Source organism: Lysobacter sp. H23M47, from assembly GCF_015209765.1.
Lineage (GTDB): Bacteria > Pseudomonadota > Gammaproteobacteria > Xanthomonadales > Xanthomonadaceae > Novilysobacter > Novilysobacter avium.
Genome location: NZ_CP063658.1, coordinates 800,438 through 818,257, shown reverse-complemented (window position 1 = coordinate 818,257; position 17,820 = coordinate 800,438). Strand labels below are relative to the sequence as shown.

General features: G+C 66.9%; 16 protein-coding genes and 1 riboswitch. Of the genes, 5 read left to right on the top strand and 11 right to left on the bottom strand.

Annotated features, from left to right (window positions below; translation table 11 throughout):
• Nucleotides 1–18 precede the first annotated feature (18 nt).
• From pyk to INQ43_RS03635, 3 genes are all read right to left on the bottom strand, one after another.
• A complete protein-coding gene (gene pyk, locus INQ43_RS03645; RefSeq protein ID WP_194037134.1) occupies nt 19–1,485 on the bottom strand; it encodes a pyruvate kinase in 1,467 nt (488 codons plus the stop codon).
• A gap of 103 nt (nt 1,486–1,588) precedes the next feature.
• On the bottom strand, nt 1,589–2,248 hold the full coding sequence (locus INQ43_RS03640) for an HAD hydrolase-like protein (protein WP_194037133.1): 660 nt from the start codon (nt 2,246–2,248) through the stop codon (nt 1,589–1,591).
• Between the two features lie 26 nt (nt 2,249–2,274).
• Nucleotides 2,275–3,450, bottom strand: coding sequence for a phosphoglycerate kinase (locus tag INQ43_RS03635; protein ID WP_194037132.1), 1,176 nt, complete (start codon nt 3,448–3,450; stop codon nt 2,275–2,277).
• Between the two features lie 134 nt (nt 3,451–3,584).
• Nucleotides 3,585–3,796: riboswitch (cobalamin riboswitch) on the top strand.
• A 384-nt stretch (nt 3,797–4,180) separates the two neighbouring features.
• On the opposite strand from INQ43_RS03635, the gene INQ43_RS03630 reads away from it, so the two are divergent.
• From INQ43_RS03630 to INQ43_RS03620, 3 genes are all read left to right on the top strand, one after another.
• Complete coding sequence (locus INQ43_RS03630) at nt 4,181–6,544, top strand: ribonucleoside-diphosphate reductase subunit alpha (RefSeq protein WP_228062659.1); 2,364 nt, start codon at nt 4,181–4,183, stop codon at nt 6,542–6,544.
• Nucleotides 6,545–6,580: 36 nt separating this feature from the next.
• Nucleotides 6,581–7,591, top strand: coding sequence for a ribonucleotide-diphosphate reductase subunit beta (locus INQ43_RS03625; protein ID WP_194037130.1), 1,011 nt, complete (start codon nt 6,581–6,583; stop codon nt 7,589–7,591).
• A gap of 286 nt (nt 7,592–7,877) precedes the next feature.
• Nucleotides 7,878–8,270, top strand: coding sequence for an acyl-CoA thioesterase (locus tag INQ43_RS03620; RefSeq protein WP_228062607.1), 393 nt, complete (start codon nt 7,878–7,880; stop codon nt 8,268–8,270).
• A 55-nt stretch (nt 8,271–8,325) separates the two neighbouring features.
• On the opposite strand, the gene INQ43_RS03615 is transcribed toward INQ43_RS03620, so the two are convergent.
• Nucleotides 8,326–8,730 carry a group III truncated hemoglobin gene (locus INQ43_RS03615; protein WP_194035135.1) on the bottom strand — a complete coding sequence of 135 codons (405 nt, stop codon included), beginning with the start codon at nt 8,728–8,730 and terminating at the stop codon, nt 8,326–8,328.
• Nucleotides 8,731–8,798: 68 nt separating this feature from the next.
• On the bottom strand, nt 8,799–9,254 hold the full coding sequence (gene azu, locus INQ43_RS03610) for an azurin (protein WP_305058369.1): 456 nt from the start codon (nt 9,252–9,254) through the stop codon (nt 8,799–8,801).
• 144 nt (nt 9,255–9,398) lie between these two features.
• Between azu and fdxA the strand changes: the two genes are divergently transcribed.
• The gene (gene fdxA, locus INQ43_RS03605) at nt 9,399–9,728 is read left to right on the top strand and encodes a ferredoxin FdxA (RefSeq protein WP_194035133.1); all 330 of its coding nucleotides are present in this window, start codon (nt 9,399–9,401) and stop codon (nt 9,726–9,728) included.
• Nucleotides 9,729–9,864: 136 nt separating this feature from the next.
• Here fdxA and gap read toward each other — a convergent pair whose 3' ends face one another.
• Nucleotides 9,865–10,866 (bottom strand): type I glyceraldehyde-3-phosphate dehydrogenase, encoded by a 1,002-nt coding sequence (gene gap / locus INQ43_RS03600; RefSeq protein WP_194035132.1) that lies wholly within the window; start codon nt 10,864–10,866, stop codon nt 9,865–9,867.
• A 167-nt stretch (nt 10,867–11,033) separates the two neighbouring features.
• Here gap and INQ43_RS03595 point away from each other — a divergent pair, with 167 nt between their 5' ends.
• Entirely contained in the window at nt 11,034–11,870 is an 837-nt protein-coding gene (locus tag INQ43_RS03595) for a S1/P1 nuclease (protein ID WP_194037128.1), read from the top strand.
• A gap of 33 nt (nt 11,871–11,903) precedes the next feature.
• Here INQ43_RS03595 and INQ43_RS03590 read toward each other — a convergent pair whose 3' ends face one another.
• The 5 genes from INQ43_RS03590 to INQ43_RS03570 form a co-directional block, all read right to left on the bottom strand.
• A complete protein-coding gene (locus INQ43_RS03590) occupies nt 11,904–12,578 on the bottom strand; it encodes a protein tyrosine phosphatase family protein (RefSeq protein ID WP_194037127.1) in 675 nt (224 codons plus the stop codon).
• Nucleotides 12,579–12,652: 74 nt separating this feature from the next.
• Entirely contained in the window at nt 12,653–13,117 is a 465-nt protein-coding gene (gene trxC / locus INQ43_RS03585) for a thioredoxin TrxC (protein WP_194035129.1), read from the bottom strand.
• On the bottom strand, nt 13,114–16,395 hold the full coding sequence (locus INQ43_RS03580; protein ID WP_194037126.1) for an efflux RND transporter permease subunit: 3,282 nt from the start codon (nt 16,393–16,395) through the stop codon (nt 13,114–13,116). The genes trxC and INQ43_RS03580 overlap by 4 nt, the downstream gene beginning before the upstream one ends.
• Nucleotides 16,388–17,494: an efflux RND transporter periplasmic adaptor subunit gene (locus INQ43_RS03575; protein WP_194037125.1), complete on the bottom strand. Its 1,107-nt coding sequence runs from the start codon at nt 17,492–17,494 to the stop codon at nt 16,388–16,390. Before INQ43_RS03575 ends, INQ43_RS03580 begins: the two co-directional genes overlap by 8 nt.
• Entirely contained in the window at nt 17,491–17,706 is a 216-nt protein-coding gene (locus INQ43_RS03570) for a DUF2892 domain-containing protein (RefSeq protein WP_194035126.1), read from the bottom strand. The genes INQ43_RS03575 and INQ43_RS03570 overlap by 4 nt, the downstream gene beginning before the upstream one ends.
• Nucleotides 17,707–17,820 lie beyond the last annotated feature (114 nt).

The window sequence follows — 17,820 nt, the reverse complement described above, 5'->3', positions numbered from 1 at the left end:
CCAGACAGGCTGACACGGTCAAAGCTCGCCCAGGCCTTCGGAACTGCCGGCATCGCCCACCAGCACCAGACGCAGCGTGTTGGTCGCGCCCTCATGCTCCATGTGGTCGCCGCTGGTGAAGATGACCCGCTCACCGACGGCCAGGTGGTCGGCGTCGTAGAGCATGCGCACGCCATTGCGCACCGCGTCCCGGGTGTCCATGCCCCGGCTGTCGAAATCCAGCGGGATCACGCCACGCATCATCGCCATCTTGCGGCGGGTGCCCGGGTGGCGCGACAGGCCGAAAATCGGCACCGGCGAGCGGAACCGGGACAGGAACCCAGCGGTGCCGCCGGACTCGGTGATCGCGACGATGGCGCGCACGCCGATGTGCTCGGAGACAAACATCGCCGCCATCGCGATGGCCTGATCGGCGCGCTGCAGGTTGCGCGGCGCGGCCTCGAAGTCGGTGTCGTGGTCGAACTGGCGCTCGGCGCCCAGGCAGATCCGCGCCAGCGCCTCAACCGCGCGCACGGGATAACGGCCTGCGGCGGACTCGGCCGACAGCATCACCGCATCGGTGCCATCGATGACCGCGTTGGCGACATCCAGCACCTCGGCCCGCGTCGGGATCGGACTTTCCACCATCGACTGCAGCATCTGGGTAGCCGTGATCACCACCCGGTGCCGGGCCAGCGACTCGCGGATGATCTTCTTCTGCAAACCGGGCAGTTCGGCATCGCCGATCTCCACGCCCAGGTCGCCGCGCGCCACCATCACCACGTCGCTGGCATCGATGATGTCGCCCAGGTTCTCGATCGCCTCCGCGCGCTCGATCTTGGCCACCAGGTAGGCGTCGCTGCCGGCGGCGCGGGCGAGGCGACGTGCCTGGTGCATGTCCTCGGCGGTGCGGCAGAACGAGACCGCGATGAAGTCCGCGTCCATCTGCGCAGCGATCTCGATCAGCTCCGCGTCATGCGCGGTGAGCGCACCCAGTGACAGTCCGCCGCCCTGTTTGTTCAGCCCCTTGCGGTCCGACAGCTCGCCGTCGTTGAGCACCTGGGTGGTGATGCGCTGTCCGTCGACCGCGGTGACGCGCAACTGCATCATGCCGTCATCCAGCAGCAGCACGTCGTCGGGCGCGACATCACCGGGCAGGCCGAGGTAGCTGACGCCGACCTCGCGGTTGGTTCCGGGCGCGGCGTCCTCACGGGCGATCAGGTCGAAGCGATCGCCCGCGCTCAGCACGACCTTGCCCTCCTCGAAGTGGCCGATGCGGATTTTCGGACCGGGCAGGTCGACCAGGATTCCGACTTCCCGTCCCAGGCGCTGCCCGGCGGCCCGCACCGCTTCGGCGCGTGAGCGGTGGGAATCCGGGTCGCCGTGGGAGAAGTTGAGCCGGACCACGTCCACCCCCGCGGCGATGAGCGCATCCAGCACTCCGGGCGCGTCGGTGGCGGGGCCAAGGGTGGCGAGGATCTTGGTACGTCGCAGCAGCGCGGCCATTGAATTGGGTTCCCTGAAGATCAAGCCGTGGACGCTAGCACGATCGGGATACATCGCTCATCGTCGGTGCCGCCCCCCGCCCGGACTCCGTCGTTGCGCCGGTTCAGCCCGCTATTAAGGTGGGGATCTCGGCCGGCGATCGGGCAAGGTGCCCGGCACCGGATGCGCGCAGTTCCGCTTCGCCACCGAAGCCCCACAGCACCCCGATGTTGCGCATGCCGTGGTGGCGGGCGCCTTCGATGTCCATGTGCCGGTCGCCGATCATCCAGCACTGTTCCGGCGCTAGATCGAGGCGCCTCAGGGCCTCGTTGATCAGGTCGGGTTTGTCGCTGATCCGGCCATCGACGGTTGCTCCGATGACGTCATCGAAGAGGTGGCCGAACGGCAGGTGTTCGACGATCTTGCGCGCGTGCGGCTCGTTCTTGGCGGTGACGACGGCCAACTGATGACCGGCGGCGTGCAGATTCTCGATCACCTCGGCAATCCCGGGATAGATCTCGTGCTCCGCCCAGCCATGGCTTTCGAAACGCACGCGGTAATGCTCGACGGCCCGCTCAACCAGCAGCGGGTCGTGCAGCAGCGGGGTAAAGCTGGTCCGCAGCGACGGGCCGATCCAGCGCCGCAGCTGGGCCTGCGGCGGCACCGGCACCGACATCTGTGTCAGCGCGTGGGCGACGCAGCGGGTGATGCCGACCGCCGAGTCGATCAGGGTGCCGTCCATGTCGAAGAACAGGGTGGGCTTCGCCCGGTCGTCGCCCGGCATATGGCTGGGGTGCGGCACCGGATCGCTCAGTTGCGCGCCTGCAGCGCGGTTACGGCCGGCAACTCCTTGCCTTCCAGGAACTCCAGGAACGCGCCGCCACCGGTGGAGATGTAGTCCACCCGATCGGCGATGCCGTACTTGTCGACTGCGGCCAGGGTGTCGCCGCCACCGGCGATGGAGAACGCCGCGCTGTCGGCAATCGCTTCGGCCAGCGTCTGCGTGCCGTGGCTGAAGGCCTCGAACTCGAACACGCCCACCGGGCCGTTCCAGACCACGGTGCCGGCCTTGGCGATCATCGCTGCGTAGCGCGCGGCGGTGTCGGGCCCAATATCGAGGATCATGTCGTCGGCGCCGACCGCGTCCACCGGCTTCACGGTGGCCGGGGCGTCGGCGGCGAAGGCCGGCGCAACCACGACGTCGCTGGGCAGCGGAATGTCCGCGCCGCGGGCCTTGGCGTCGTCGATGATCTGGCGGGCGGTGTCCAGCAGGTCCATCTCCACCAGCGACTTGCCAACCCCGTGGCCCATCGCGGCGATGAAGGTATTGGCGATGCCGCCGCCAACGATCAGCTGGTCGACCTTGCCGACCAGCGAGGACAGCAGTTCGAGCTTGGTGCTGACCTTGGAGCCGGCAACGATGGCCAGCAGCGGCCGCGCAGGTTCGTGCAGCGCCTTGCCCAGCGCGTCCAGCTCGGCCATCAGCAGTGGGCCACCGGCGGCGACTTTGGCCTGGCGGATCACGCCATGGGTGGATGCCTGCGCGCGATGGGCGGTACCGAAAGCGTCCATCACGAACACATCGCACAGCGCGGCATAGCGCTTGGCGAGCGCCTCGTCGTCGGCCTTCTCGCCGACGTTCATGCGGCAGTTTTCCAGCAGCACCATTTGGCCGGGGGCGACCTCGACGCCGTCCAGCCAGTCCTTGATCAGGGGCACATCCATGCCCAGCAGGTCCGACAGCCGCGCCGCCACCGGCGCCAGCGAATCCGCCTCGCTCCACTGGCCCTCGGTGGGACGACCGCGGTGGGACATCACCATTACCGCTGCGCCCTTCTCCAGCGCCAGGCGCAGGGTCGGCAGCGCGGCGGTGATGCGCTGGTCGGAGGTGATCGCACCGTTGTCATCGATCGGCACGTTGAGGTCCTCGCGGATCAGCACGCGCTTGCCGGCAAGGTCGAGGTCGGACATACGGAGGATGGACACGGAAGACTCCTGGCGCGATGGCCGGCTGGCGAAGGACGGCATTGTCGCGGGCCGGGGCGGCGATTGGAAGCGTGCTCGGATCGACTGATTCGTGCCCAAACCCCACATGTCGTGTTGACGGATCCAGTCGCCCCCACTATGTTGTGCCCGTCGGTGCCGACCTCGCGGTTGGCTTAAAACGGGAAGCCGGTGGGAATCCGGCGCTGCCCCGCAGCGGTAATTGGAAACGAACGTCGTCATTGCACTGGGGCGCCCTGCCCTGGGAAGCGACGACCAGTAGGTGGAAGGCCGGTCACGGCCATCCGCGTCCAGAGCCCGAAGACCTGCCGACAGCCGCGCGAAGCACACCGCGCGGTGACCGGCCTGCGAGTCTTCGGGGGAAGACGGCCGGTGTCGCCACACGTCCACGCGGCGGGTGGGAGCGCGTCGGATCGACGCCGCACGACACCGCGATCTCCTCACGAAAACCCGATGCCCGCGGGGGCATGGCCGCGCCGTCCGACGCCGCCTGTCCGCGGTGCCGGTGTCGTGGACTGCTTCCGCGCGTCGACCTTCGAGGGAAGGGCGACGACCGTGCGCCCTGCACCGGAGCTGTTCGATGACCCAGCCAGACCTCGCCACCGCACCCGCGGAGCCCGACACCCTCGCGGCGCCCAACGCCGACGTGGAGCCAACCGCCGCCCAGCCGGACGCCTCACCGGGCTTTTCGCTCACCCCGCCGGCCACTGCGATGAGCATGCAGGTGACCAAGCGCAACGGCGGCCGCGAGCCGGTGGACCTCAACAAGATCGTGCGCGCGGTTGCCCGCTGCAGCCAGGACCTCTACGCGGTCGACCCGATGCGCGTGGCCACCCGCACCATCTCCGGGCTGTACGACGGCGCGACCACGTCGGAGCTGGACGAACTGTCGATCCGCACCGCCGCCCTGCTCACCGCCGAGGAGCCCGAGTACGGACGGCTCGCCGCGCGCCTGCTTGCCGGCGTCATCGAGAAGGAGGTCGCGGCGATCGACATCAACGCGTTCTCGCAGTCCGTCCAGCGCGGCTTCGACCTGGGCCTGATCAACCAGCGCCTGATGGACTTCGTGCAGGCCAACGCGCGCAAGCTCAACGACGCGATCGACACCGGCCTCAACGCCCGTTTCGACTATTTCGGCATGCGCACTGTGTATGACCGCTACCTGCTGCGCCACCCCACGGCGCGCACCGTCATCGAAACGCCGCAGCAGTTCTTCCTGCGCATCGCCTGCGCGCTCAGCGAGGACGTTGCCGACGCGCTGGCGCTGTACCGTCGCATGGCCCAGCTGGACTACATCCCCAGCTCGCCGACCCTGTTCAACGCCGGCACCACCCACGAGCAGCTCTCCAGCTGCTTCCTGCTGGACTCGCCGGAGGATTCGCTGGAGGCGATCTACCGGCGCTACATGGACGTGGCCAAGCTGAGCAAGTTCAGCGGCGGGATCGGCCTGTCGTACAGCCGGGTGCGCTCGCGCGGCTCGCTGATCCGATCCACCAATGGCCTGAGCAACGGCATCGTGCCGTGGCTGAAAACGCTGGACGCCTCGGTGGCGGCGGTCAACCAGGGCGGCAAGCGCAAGGGCGCGGCGTGCGTTTACCTGGAGCCTTGGCACGCCGACGTGGAGGAGTTCCTGGAGCTGCGCGACAACACCGGCGAAGATGCCAGGCGCACCCACAACCTCAATCTGGCCAACTGGATCCCCGACGAATTCATGCGCCGGGTCGAGGCCGACGCGATGTGGTCGCTGTTCGATCCGGCCGTGCTGGCGCGCCACGGCACCCAGCTGACCGACCTGTTCGGCGAGGCCTTCGATCAGGCCTATCGCGTCGCCGAAGCGGCCGGGCTGGCGACGCGACAGGTCAAGGCACGCGACCTGTACACCCGCATGATCCGCACGCTGGCCCAGACCGGCAACGGCTGGATGAACTTCAAGGACAAGTCCAACCGCGCCTGCAACCAGACGCTGCGCGAGGGCAACGTGGTGCACCTGTCCAACCTGTGCACCGAGATCCTGGAGGTCACTTCGCAGGACGAGACGGCGGTCTGCAACCTGGGCTCGATCAACCTGGCCCACCACGTGCAGGACGGCAGCGCCGGCGACCTGGCCCGGTTCGACTTCGACAAGCTGGCCGAAACCGTGCGCCTGGCCGTGCGCCAGCTCGATCGCGTGATCGACCTGAACTTCTACCCCATCGACACCGCCCGCCACGCCAACCTGAAGTGGCGCCCGGTCGGACTGGGCGCGATGGGCCTGCAGGACGTGTTCTTCAAGCTGCGCCTGCCGTTTGATTCCGAGCCGGCCCGCGAGCTGTCGCAGCGCATCGCAGAGGAGATCTATTTCCACGCCCTGTCCGCCTCCTGCGAATTGGCCGTGGAGCAGACGCCGCACCCGTCCTTCGGCGACACCCGCGCCTCGGTCGGCGAGCTGCAGTTCGACGCGTGGAATGTTACGCCGTCCGATCCGGCGCGCTGGGACGAGCTGCGCGCGCGCATCCGCGAGCACGGCCTGCGCAACTCGCTACTGATCGCGATCGCGCCGACCGCAACGATCGCCTCGATCGCCGGCTGCTACGAGTGCATCGAGCCGCAGGTGTCCAACCTGTTCAAGCGCGAAACCCTGTCGGGCGACTTCCTGGTGATCAACAAGTACCTGGTCGAGGAGCTCAAGACGCTGGGCCTGTGGACGGCGGAGCTGCGCGACGCGGTGAAGATGGCCGACGGATCGATCCAGGGCATCACGGCGATCCCGGACACGCTGCGCCAGGTCTACCGCACTGCCTGGGAGCTGCCGATGCGCTCGCTGATCGACATGGCGGCCGACCGCGGCGCCTTCATCGACCAGAGCCAGTCGCTGAACCTGTTCATCGAGAGCCCGAACATCGGCCAGCTGGCGTCGATGTACATGTACGCCTGGAAGCAGGGCCTGAAGACGACCTACTACCTGCGCTCGCGGCCGGCGACCCGGATCGCCAAGTCCACCGTCAGCGCCCCGGCGCCCGCCTCCGCACCGACGCCAGACGCCGACGCGATCGCCTGCTCGCTGGAAAACCCCGAGAGCTGCGAGTCCTGCCAGTAGGCCAGGTCGCACCCTCCGCATCTGCAAGGAATCCGCATGACCACCCAACACCTGCTCGACCCCGGTTTCGACCTCACCCTGCGCCCGATGCGCTACCCGCAGTTCTACGCGATGTACCGCGATGCGATCCGCAACACCTGGACGGTGGAGGAAGTCGACTTCTCGCTGGACGTCAACGACCTGCGCGGCAAGCTCGGACCGGCCGAGCGCCATCTGGTCGAGCGACTGGTCGCGTTCTTCGCGACCGGCGATTCGATCGTCGCCAACAACCTGGTGCTCAACCTCTACCAGCACATCAACGCGCCCGAAGCGCGCATGTACCTCTCACGCCAGCTGTATGAGGAGGCGCTGCACGTGCAGTTCTACCTCACCCTGCTGGACACCTACCTGCCCGACGACAAGGCCCGCACGCAGGCGTTCGCCGCGGTGGAAAACATCCCCTCGATTTGTGCCAAGGCCGAGTTCTGCTTCAAGTGGATCGACTCCATCCAGGACCTCAAGCGCATCGAGACGCGTGCGCAGCGGCGCCAGTTCCTGCTCAACCTGATCTGCTTCGCCGCCTGCATCGAGGGCCTGTTCTTCTTCGGCGCCTTCGCCTACGTCTACTACCTGCGCTCGCGCGGGCTGCTGCACGGGCTGGCCTCGGGCACCAATTGGGTGTTCCGCGACGAGAGCTGCCACATGGAGTTCGCCTTCGAGGTCATCCGCACCGTACGCAAAGAGGAGCCGGACCTGTTCGACGAGGACCTGCAGAGCGATGTGGTGGAGATGCTCACCGAGGCGGTGGAGTGCGAGATGCAGTTCGCCAGCGACACGCTGTCCGGCGGCGTGGCCGGGCTTTCGCTGAAGGACATGCGCCAGTACCTGGAGTACTGCGCCGACCAGCGCCTGGGCCAGTTGGACATGCCGCGGCACTTTGGCGCGACCAATCCGTTCGGCTTCATGGCCCTGCAGGATGTGCAGGAAGTCACCAATTTTTTCGAACGTCGCGTCTCGGCCTATCAGGTCGGTGTTGAGGGCGAGGTGGCGTTCGACGCCGCATTTTGAGACTTCTGTCCATGCATTTCACAAACCTCATGCCAGAGTCATCGACAAGATCCACGAATGCGCGCGCCCCACGGATGGGGCCGGCATCGGCGACAGGGAGGCGCCGTCCGGCGAGGGAATGCCGGGACCGGCAGGGAGCCACGGGATGACAGGACGGTCATCGACAGGTGGCGGAGTCCACAGGGGGAGACGGACCGACCCGATCGGCGGCAGGGATGCCGCCAACCCTTCGCTCCCGGGTTCACAGCCCGGCGACTTCGCGACCAGGCCCGCCACCCAAGCGCGCATGACCGAGATCGTCTTCCCCGACCACACCAACCACCTGGGCACGCTGTTCGGCGGCCAGGCACTGGCCTGGATGGACAAGGCCGCCTTTATCGCTGCTTCACGCTACGCCCGCTGCACGGTGGTCACCGCCCGCTCCGAGCAGGTCGATTTCCATACCGCGGTCAACCAGGGCGCGCTGGTTCAACTGGTCGCCCGGATCGTGGCAACCGGACGCACGTCGCTGCAGGTCGAAGTGGAAATGCACAGCGAGGACCTGCACTCGGGGGAGGCGCTGCTGGCGACCCGGGGACGCTTCACGATGGTCGCGCTGAATGCCGAGGGCGAGCCCACGCCGGTGTCACCGCTGCTGTCTGCAGGCGGGGCGGACGCCACAACGTGCAGCAACCCGTGAGTCCGTCGCAGGGCCGCGTTTGCATTCCGGCCCTGTGGGACAGGGCGGGTGTGGCTCAGCCTCCGACGATCGGCAGCTCGAGTGATCGCACGCCTTCCTGCAGGCCCAGCCCGTACTTCAGGCTGCGGCCGATGCGTTTGGCGTACTCGTGGACCAGGGCGGCATGTTCGGCGTCGAGGACTTCATCCGCGGTTTCGCGCCACAGCGCCAGCCACTCGTCGAAATGGCCCGCGTGGATGTCATGCCCGCGGTGCTGCGCCATCGGATTGCCGCGGTAGCTGCGCGTGCCCAGCGCAACCGACGACCAGAACGAGGTCAGCAGTTGCTTATGGGCCGGCCAGTCGTCGACGGCGGCGTTGAAGACCGGCCCCAGTGTCGGGTGGACCTGGATCCGGTCGTAGAAGCGATCGACCAGATCGGACAACTGCTGCTCGGTAAGTTGGGTGGTTTCGCGTGACATGAGCGGAGCCTGGATCCCGGAAACGGAAAAGGGCGACCGCCACGGCCGCCCTCCTTACAGATGGTGGCTTACTTGGCCAGAGTCAAGGTGCCCTTCATCAGGGCGGCGTGGCCGGGGAAGGAGCAGAAGTAGGTGTAGTCCTCGCCCGCCTTGAGCTTTGCCACCGGGATGGTGACGGAGGTGGACTCGCCGCCGCCAATCAGCTTGCTGGCGGCGATCACGCGCGAATCGCCGGCCTTGACGTAGTTGGCGTCGGCGCCGGCCTTCATGCCGTCGGCGTTGATGCCATTGACGTCAGCCGGCTTGCTGAGCACGAAGTTGTGGCCCATCACGTTCTTGGGCAGCTTGCCGACATGCTTCAGGGTGACCTTGAACTCCTTGCACGACGCGGGCACTTCCAGGGTCTTGGTCGTGAACTGCATCGCGTCGGTGCTGTCGACCGTGGCGGCGCAGTCGGCGGCCATCGCCGGGAGGGCGAACACGCCGGCAACGGCAAACAGGGCAACAGCGGAAAGCTTGCGGATCATTGGTACTGACTCCATATGGTGGGGTGATGGCGACAATTGTCCGCACGCGGCCTCACCCTCGCCTTGATCCATGTCAGGGGCAGCGATGTTCGATCCGCGAGACAATGGCCCTGCCGGAAGCAATACGATTGGAATAGTCCCATGACCCACGTCGTTACTGAAAACTGCATCAACTGCAAACACACCGATTGCGTCGAGGTATGCCCGGTCGATTGTTTCCACGAGGGACCGAACTTCCTCGTCATCGACCCGGATGAATGCATCGACTGCACCCTCTGCGTTGATGAATGCCCCGTCGGCGCGATCTATCCCGAGGATGACGTGCCACTCGGCCAGGAGCACTTCCTCGCCATCAACGCCGAACTGGCGCCGCTGTGGCCGGTGATCGACCGCAAGAAAGAGCCGCTGGAGGATGCCGAGAAGTGGGATGGCGTCCCCAACAAGCTCCCGTTGCTGAAGCGCGAGTGGTAGTCGCAAAAAACCGCTGGGTGCCGCCGCGTCGCGCCGGACTCCGAGTACAGGGGTCTGCGCGCAGGATTTTGCAGGCACAATAAAAAGCCGGGCGCGATGCCCGGCTTTTTATTTCAGAAAACGGCTGTGCGGCGGCTTACTTCGCTACCACCTTGACCATCTCCAGACACTTGTTCGAGTAGCCCCACTCGTTGTCGTACCAGGCGACCAGCTTGACGAAGGTGTCGTCCATCGCGATGCCAGCGCCGGCATCGAAGATGGAGGTGCGGGTGTCGCCACGGAAATCGGTGGCGACGACCATGTCGGTCGTGTAGCCCAGGATGCCCTTCAGCGCGCCTTCGGACTGCGACTTCATCTCCGCGCAGATCTCCTCGTACGTCGCACCCTTCTCCAGCTCGACGGTGAGGTCGACCACCGACACGTCGGAGGTCGGCACGCGGAAGCTCATGCCGGTCAGCTTCTTGTTGAGCTCGGGGATGACCACGCCGACGGCCTTGGCCGCACCGGTGGAGGACGGGATGATGTTCTCCAGGATGCCGCGGCCGCCGCGCCAGTCCTTGTTGGACGGGCCGTCGACCACCTTCTGGCTCGCGGTCGCCGCGTGCACGGTGGTCATCAGGCCACGCTTGATGCCCCACTTGTCGTTGAGCACCTTGGCCACCGGGGCCAGGCAGTTGGTGGTGCACGAGGCGTTGGAGATGATCGCCTCGCCCTTGTAGGTCTTGTCGTTCACTCCGAAGACGAACATCGGCGTGTCGTCCTTGGACGGTGCCGAGAGGATCACCTTTTTCGCACCTGCGTCGATGTGCTTCTGCGCGGTTTCCTTGGTCAGAAACAGGCCGGTGGATTCGATCACCACGTCCACGTCGACCTCGCCCCACTTCAGGTTGGCCGGGTCACGCTCCTGTGTCAGGCGGATCGTCTTGCCGTTGACCACGATGTTCTCGCCGTCGACCTTCACGTCGCCCTTGAAGCGGCCATGGACGGAGTCGTACTGCAGCATGTAGGCCAGGTAATCCGGCTCCAGCAGGTCGTTGATCGCGACCACTTCGATGTCGTCGCCGAAATTCTCAATCGCCGAACGTAGGACGTTGCGTCCGATACGGCCAAAACCGTTGATACCAACCTTGATCGCCATTGCAGGGCTCCTGACGGGCACGTGTGGGAATAAAGCCCCCCATTTTAGCCCATTCGCGCTGGAGCCGGCCGTTGCAGCGAAAGCGCGACTTCGGCTAACCGGGCCGCGCGGCTGTCGGCGAGGCGGCATGGCGGCCCTTCCGTTCCACTGCAGATATCCTGTCGCCCATGAATACATCTTTCGCGTCCCGCACCCTCCGTACCGGTATCGTCACCCTCGCTCTCCTTGCACCCTCGATAGCCTCTGCGTGGGGACCGCAGGGCCACCGTCTGGTCGCCGAGCTGGCCTGGGAACGACTCACCCCGCAATCGCAGGCGCGGATCACGCCGCTGCTGCACGACGAGCCCGAGCCCACCCTGCCCGGCGTCGCGAACTGGGCCGACCGTCTGCGCGCGTCTGACCCGGATCTGGGACGACTCAGCGCGGCCTGGCATTACGTCAACATCGGGGGCGACCAGTGTGTCTATGAGGCGCCGCGCGACTGCCCCGAGGGCAATTGCGTGGTCGCAGCGATCCCGACCCAGGCGGCGCTGCTGGCAGACGAGAGCCTGTCATTGGCCACCCGCACGCAGGCGCTGAAGTTCCTGGTGCACTTCGTCGGCGACGTCCACCAGCCACTGCACGCCGGCCACGCCGAAGACAAGGGCGGCAACACCTATCAGGTCAATCTCAACGGCAAGGGCAGCAACCTGCACCAGCTGTGGGACAGCGGTCTGCTGGGCACGAACAGGCTGGATGACGCGCAATATCTGGAGCGGCTGCGCGCCGCACCCCTGGATTCACCGACCGTGGAGTTGAAGCCCGAGCCGCTGATCGCCCGCGCCGCGACATGGGCGGAGCAGTCCTGCACGATCGTTGTCGAGCCGGGATTCTATCCGCAGGATCGCAAGATCAGTGATGACTACGTGCAGTCCTCGCTGCCCGTAGCCGAGCAGCAACTGCGTCTGGGTGGCGCACGCCTGGCGATCGTGCTCAACGAGATCTTCAATCCGGCGGCGCGCTAGCTTTCGCCAAGTCGTCCGCGGACGGGAGACGCATCAGCAACTGGCGTCGGCCTTGCAGGCTTCCGCGTGGGTGATTTCGATCACTTCGCGCACGCGCGGCTCCAGGCTGGCCAGTCCGGCGCTGCGGCCAAAGGCCAACGCCTGCTCGGCTGTGACAGCGCCGCGCTCCACTTCCCCCAGCGCGAGCAACGCGCCGACCCGGTTGCCGGACGCACAGTGCACCAGCACTGGACCAGGCGACTCATCGATCAGGCGTCGCAGTTCGATGGCGTTGGCCATGCTGATGTCCCCGGCGCCGGCGACCGGAAGCTGGTGATAGGCCATCCCGGCGGCGGCGACCTCGGTCGCCTCGTCGCGCTCGCCCATCTCGGCCGCCGGCCGGAGGTTGATCACCGTGGTGACGCCGTCTTCGGCGGCCGCCTGCCACGCCGTGTCCTCCGGTTGGCCTGCGGTGTAGAGGCCGGGACGCGGCTGGTGCAGGCCGGAAATCGCCGCCTCCAGTGACGGCGCATCGGGTGTCGCGTCGGTGGAAACCGCGTCGTTCGGATCCGCAGTGGTGTCGCCCGCATTCGCGGACGCCTGGACCGGTACGGCAGCGTCCGCCGCGTCGACACGATCGCCGTAACCGCAGGCGCTCATCGCAACCGCCGTCAGCACGGCGATGGTGACGGCCCGGAACGCCACGGCATTGCAAAACGGCTGCTTCATTTCAATTCGTCCTCGCTGAACATCGGTCGATGATGGCCCCATCGCCGCCATCTGTCCCGTCTGCGCGACGCGCTTCACGCCGGCAGGTGCTGCCGCGTCCAACGCACGATGTCCGCCGCCGACATCGCCCCGGCCTGCCGCGCCAGCTCCCGGCCGCCCTTGAACAGGGCCAGGGTGGGAATGCTGCGGATGGCGTACTGCTGGGCCAGGGTGGGCTCGCTCTGGGTATCGACCTTGGCCAGGCGCACCTGCGGCTCCAGCTCGGCGGCGGCGAGCTCGAACTGCGGCGCCATCACCTTGCAGGGGCCACACCAGGGCGCCCAGAAATCCACCAGCACGGGAAGGCCGCCGCGACTGATGTGGGCGGTGAAATGATCCACTCCCAGGCTCACCGGCTTGCCGTCAAACAGCGGCTTCTGGCAGCGACCACACGAAGGCGCCTCGGCCAGTCGAGCGTCCGGCACCCGGTTGGGTGAATGGCAATGGGGGCAGACAACCAGCACCGCCTCCGGTGCGTTGTCGGTGGTTGAAGAAATCATGCGTGGTCCTCCTTTCGCTGCTGCCAATGCAGCAGGGTGTAGTACAGCAATGGAATCACCACCAGCGTGAGCGCGGTGCTGACCAGGATGCCGAAGATCAGCGACACCGCCAGCCCGTTGAAGATCGGGTCATCGAGGATGAAGAACGCTCCCATCATCGCGGCGGCACCGGTAAGCAGGATGGGTTTTGCACGCACCGCGCAGGCATCCACCACGGCCTGCTCGACCGAGCGCCCCCCGTGCATCGAGTGGTTGATGAAATCCACCAGCAGGATCGAGTTGCGCACGATGATGCCGGCCAACGCGATCATGCCGATCATCGAGGTCGCGGTGAACTGGGCGCCCAGGATGGCATGGCCGGGCATCACGCCGATCACGGTCAGCGGAATGGGCGCCATGATCACCAGCGGCACCAGATAGCTGCGGAATTGCGCGACCACCAGCAGGTAGATCAGCACCATGCCGGCGGCGTAGGCGATGCTCATGTCGCGGAAGGTCTCGTAGGTGATCTGCCACTCGCCGTCCCACTTGATCGCAAAATCGCTGGTATCCGGCGGCTGCGAGATGAAGGTCTGTGCGAGGTGCTGACCGTCCACCTCATCGCGGTTGAGCTGACCGACCAGGTCGAACATCCCATACAGGGGGCTGTCGAGCTTGCCCGCCTCGTCACCGGTCACGTACACCACCGGCAGCAGGTCCTTGTGGTGGATCGCACCATCCCACTGGTCTGTGCGCACGCTCACCAGCTCCGACAGCGGCACCAGTTGGCCTTCGCCGCCGCGGACTTGCAGCGCCAGCAGGCGACCCACGTCCGCCTGCTCGGAAGCCGGCAGGCGCAGGCGCACCGGCCGCGGATACTTGGACGCGCCGTCGTGGACCCAGGTCGCGTCGATGCCGCTGACCGTGGCCTGCAGCGCGTCGGCAATCGCCGACTGGGGGACGCCCAGGCGAGCGGCGCGGGCGCGGTCGATCACAAGCGTCTCGCGCGGCGCATCGCTTTCAACAGTGGTATCCACATCGACCACGCCCGTGGTGGCGCGGAAGCGCTGCGCCAGTGCCAATGCAATCTCACGGCTGCGCTGGTAGTCCGGTCCGTAGACCTCGGCGACCAGCGGCGAAAGCACCGGCGGCCCCGGAGGCACTTCAACGACCTTGACCGACGCGCCGTGCTGCTCGCCGATGGCGGCCAGCTCCGGTCGCAGCTCTCGGGCGATCTCGTGGCTCTGGCGTTTGCGCTCGTGCTTGTCCACCAGATTGACCTGGAGGTCACCGACATTGCTGCCGCTGCGCAGGAAATACTGGCGCACCAGCCCGTTGAAGTTCATCGGCGCAGAGGTGCCGGCGTAGCCCTGGTAATCGAGCACTTCGGGCACGTCGTCCAGGGTGGCCGCCAGTTCCACCAGCACGGCGTTGGTGTCCTCCAGGGTCCGCCCCTCGGGCATGTCGACCACGACCTGGAATTCGGACTTGTTGTCGAACGGCAGCATCTTCATCACTACCAGCTGGAAGACGGCCAGCGATGCCGCTGCCAATACCAGCAATGCCATGCCGCCAAACAGCCAGCCGCGCCGGCCGCCGCCCCGATGCGGGTCCAGAAAGGGGTTCATCAGTGTGCCGAACCAGCGGTGCAGGAAGGTCTCCGGCTCAAGCGCAGGGGTTGCGCCAGTGCCGGCCGCCGCGACATCGCGCGCATCCGGTGCGTGCCGGCGCAGCAGCTTCAGCGACAGCCATGGGGTCACGATCAGCGCGATCGCCAGCGACAGGAACATGCCCACCGAGGCATTGATCGGGATCGGCCGCATGTACGGCCCCATCAGGCCCGACACGAACGCCATCGGCATCAACGCGGCGATGACGGTGAAGGTGGCCAGGATGGTCGGGCCACCGACCTCGTCCACCGCTGGCGGAATGGCCTGGAACAGCGTTCGCGGCTTCCCGTCCGGGCCCGGCAACGCCATGTGGCGGTGGATGTTTTCCACCACCACGATGGCGTCGTCCACCAGGATGCCGATGGAGAAGATCAGCGCGAACAGCGACACCCGGTTGAGGGTGAAGCCCATCGCCCAGGACGCGAACAGGGTCAGGGCGAGGGTCAGCACGACCGCGCTGCCCACCACCAGCGCCTCGCGCCAGCCGAGCACGAACAGGATCAGCAACACCACCGAGCCAGTGGCAAAGACCAGCTTCTGGATCAGCTTCTGCGCCTTGTCGTTGGCGGTGCGGCCGTTGTCGCGGGTGACACTGACGTTCACGCCCTCCGGGATCACCTCGCCCTCGAGCTGGGCAATCCGCTTGATGATGCCGTTGGTGATGTCGGAGGCGTTGCTGCCGGGTTTCTTGGCAATCGCGATGGTCACCGCAGGCACGATCGCGCTCGCTGGACCCTCCTGGCCAGCCGGAGTGCCATGCCACGCGTAGCGGCTGGCGACGTCGCCGCCGGCATGGATCGTGGCGACGTCCGACAGGCGCAAGGGATTGCCCTCGCGCAGCCCGACCACCAGCCCGGCAACCGTGTCGGCGTCCACGAGGAACTCGCCGGCCGTGACCGGAATGGCGCCCTCCGGCCCGACGCGCTCGCCGACATGCCGCACGGCGTTGGCCGCCTGCAGGGACTGCATCAGATCATTGACCGTCAGGCCGTGCGCCGACAGGCTGGCGGGATCGAGGGTGACCGCGACCACGCGATCGGGCGCGCCCAGGGTGTAGACGTCCCGAGTGCCGGACACCCGCTTGAGTTCGGTTTCCAGGGTGTGGGCGACCTCCGCCAGGTCGGTCGCGCTGCGGTCGTGGTCGTCCGTCCACAACGTCAGCGCCATCACCGGGACGTCGTCGATGCCCTTGGGCTTGATCAGCGGCTGGCCGACCCCCAGGCCCGGTGGCAGCCAGTCCTGGTTGGAGAACACCTGGTTGTAGAGGCGCACGATCGCAGCCTGGCGCTCGACGCCGACGGTGTATTCGACCGTCAGCACCGCCATGCCCGGGCGACTGATCGAGTAGACGTGCTTGACGCCCTCGATCTCGGAAAGCTTCTGTTCCAGCGGCGAGCTGACCAGCTGCTCGACATCGCGCGCGCTGGCACCGGTGAACGGCACGAACACGTTGGCCATGGTGACGTCGATCTGCGGCTCTTCCTCCTTGGGCGTGATCATCACCGCGACCACGCCCAGCAACAGGCCGAGGATCGCCAGGATCGGCGTCAGCGGATTGGCCTGGAACTTCGCGGCAAGCCAGCCCGACAGGCCCAGCCTCGCCGGCGCGAGGGAAGCGTTGTCAGTCATTGGAGCCCCCGTCGGCGCGGCGCTGCGCCGCGACGGCCTGTACCGCCCGGGTCGGGTCGGACACGACCTCGTCGCCCACCTTCAACCCGGCCAGGATCTCGACGCTCTCACCGCTGCGGCGCCCCAGACGCAACTGACGCAGCACAAGCCGGTCGCCCGAGAGCACGTACACGATGCTGAGTTCGCCGCGCTGGGCGATTGCCGATCGGGGAATGCTGATGGGTGCCGCGCCCTTCGCGCCGGCGATGGGGAAGACCACCTTGGCCGTCACCCCGGGCGTTGGCGCATCGTCGAGTTCCGGCAGCGTTATCCGCACCCCGACGCTGTGGGTGAGTGGATCGGCGGCCGGGTAAACGGCCACGTCAGCCGCATCGACCGCGCGGCCATCGGCGAGCTGCACCTGGGCACGTCCGGCGGCGCGGATCGCTGCGGCGTCGGACTGTGGCACCTGGACCTGGATCCGCAGCGCCCCCGGGGCATGGATCGCCAGCAATGGCTGGCCGGGAGCAACGCTCTCGCCCGGTTCCACCCGACGCGCGTCGACCACGCCCGCAAAGGGCGCCCGTACCACGGTGTATTCGGTTTGCTGGCCCGCCTGGGCGAGTTGCGCGCGCGCGGAATCCCGTGCCGCCACCGCGCTGTCGCGTGCGGCCCGCACCTGGTCCAGTTGCGCTTTGGACACGAACTGGTCATCGGCCAATGCGGCATGGCGCCGGTAACTGGCAGTGGCCTCGGCAACTGCGGCCTCGGCGGCACGCAACTGCGCTCGCGCGGTGTTCGCCCCCGCCTGCTGCTCCACCGCGGTCAGGCGCAACAGCACGTCACCGGCGGCCACCCGATCATTGATGTCGACATTGACTGCAGTGACACGTCCGGCGGTCTGCGCGGTCAGCTCCGCCTGCTGCACGGCTTCCACGACGCCGTCCCAGCTGCGGCTGGCACCGTCACCGTCAGCGGCGACGATGAACGTCGGCAGCTCGGGCAGCGTTGCGCGCTCCGGACTCGCCGACTCTCCGCCGCACGCCGCCAGTGTTGCCAGCATCGCGCTGGCAATCACCATGCTGACGCGCCGGGCGTGGCTGGTCGCCAGCCGGCTCAACGTGGGCAACTCTCGCCCCCGGCATTCCTGCCGACGCCAAGCTTGCGCATGACCATCGCGGCCGGGCAGAACCCGGTGAAGCTGGACTGCAGCAGATTGAAGCCGATGAATGCGGTCAGCCACCACCAGTGTGGCGATACCAGCTGGGTCAGCAGCACGCTGATCAGAATCATCACGCCGGCGAATGCGGAAACGGCACGTTCGATGCTCATCGGTCCCTCCTTCTCGATCCGGCCCGGGCGGGTGCCCACGGCGGCGGCTATGTCATTACATTAGCTTTTACTTATATTAGCGTCAAGTGATATAGTGGCGTGCCATCCCCAGGA

Coding starts and splice junctions, on each gene's coding strand:
- pyk (WP_194037134.1), bottom strand. CDS start 1,485: ATGGCCGCGCTGCTGCGACGTACCAAGATCCTCGCCACCCTTGGCCCC.
- INQ43_RS03640 (WP_194037133.1), bottom strand. CDS start 2,248: ATGCCGGGCGACGACCGGGCGAAGCCCACCCTGTTCTTCGACATGGAC.
- INQ43_RS03630 (WP_228062659.1), top strand. CDS start 4,181: ATGAGCATGCAGGTGACCAAGCGCAACGGCGGCCGCGAGCCGGTGGAC.
- INQ43_RS03625 (WP_194037130.1), top strand. CDS start 6,581: ATGACCACCCAACACCTGCTCGACCCCGGTTTCGACCTCACCCTGCGC.
- INQ43_RS03620 (WP_228062607.1), top strand. CDS start 7,878: ATGACCGAGATCGTCTTCCCCGACCACACCAACCACCTGGGCACGCTG.
- INQ43_RS03615 (WP_194035135.1), bottom strand. CDS start 8,730: ATGTCACGCGAAACCACCCAACTTACCGAGCAGCAGTTGTCCGATCTG.
- fdxA (WP_194035133.1), top strand. CDS start 9,399: ATGACCCACGTCGTTACTGAAAACTGCATCAACTGCAAACACACCGAT.
- gap (WP_194035132.1), bottom strand. CDS start 10,866: ATGGCGATCAAGGTTGGTATCAACGGTTTTGGCCGTATCGGACGCAAC.
- INQ43_RS03595 (WP_194037128.1), top strand. CDS start 11,034: ATGAATACATCTTTCGCGTCCCGCACCCTCCGTACCGGTATCGTCACC.
- INQ43_RS03590 (WP_194037127.1), bottom strand. CDS start 12,578: ATGAAGCAGCCGTTTTGCAATGCCGTGGCGTTCCGGGCCGTCACCATC.
- trxC (WP_194035129.1), bottom strand. CDS start 13,117: ATGATTTCTTCAACCACCGACAACGCACCGGAGGCGGTGCTGGTTGTC.
- INQ43_RS03580 (WP_194037126.1), bottom strand. CDS start 16,395: ATGACTGACAACGCTTCCCTCGCGCCGGCGAGGCTGGGCCTGTCGGGC.
- INQ43_RS03570 (WP_194035126.1), bottom strand. CDS start 17,706: ATGAGCATCGAACGTGCCGTTTCCGCATTCGCCGGCGTGATGATTCTG.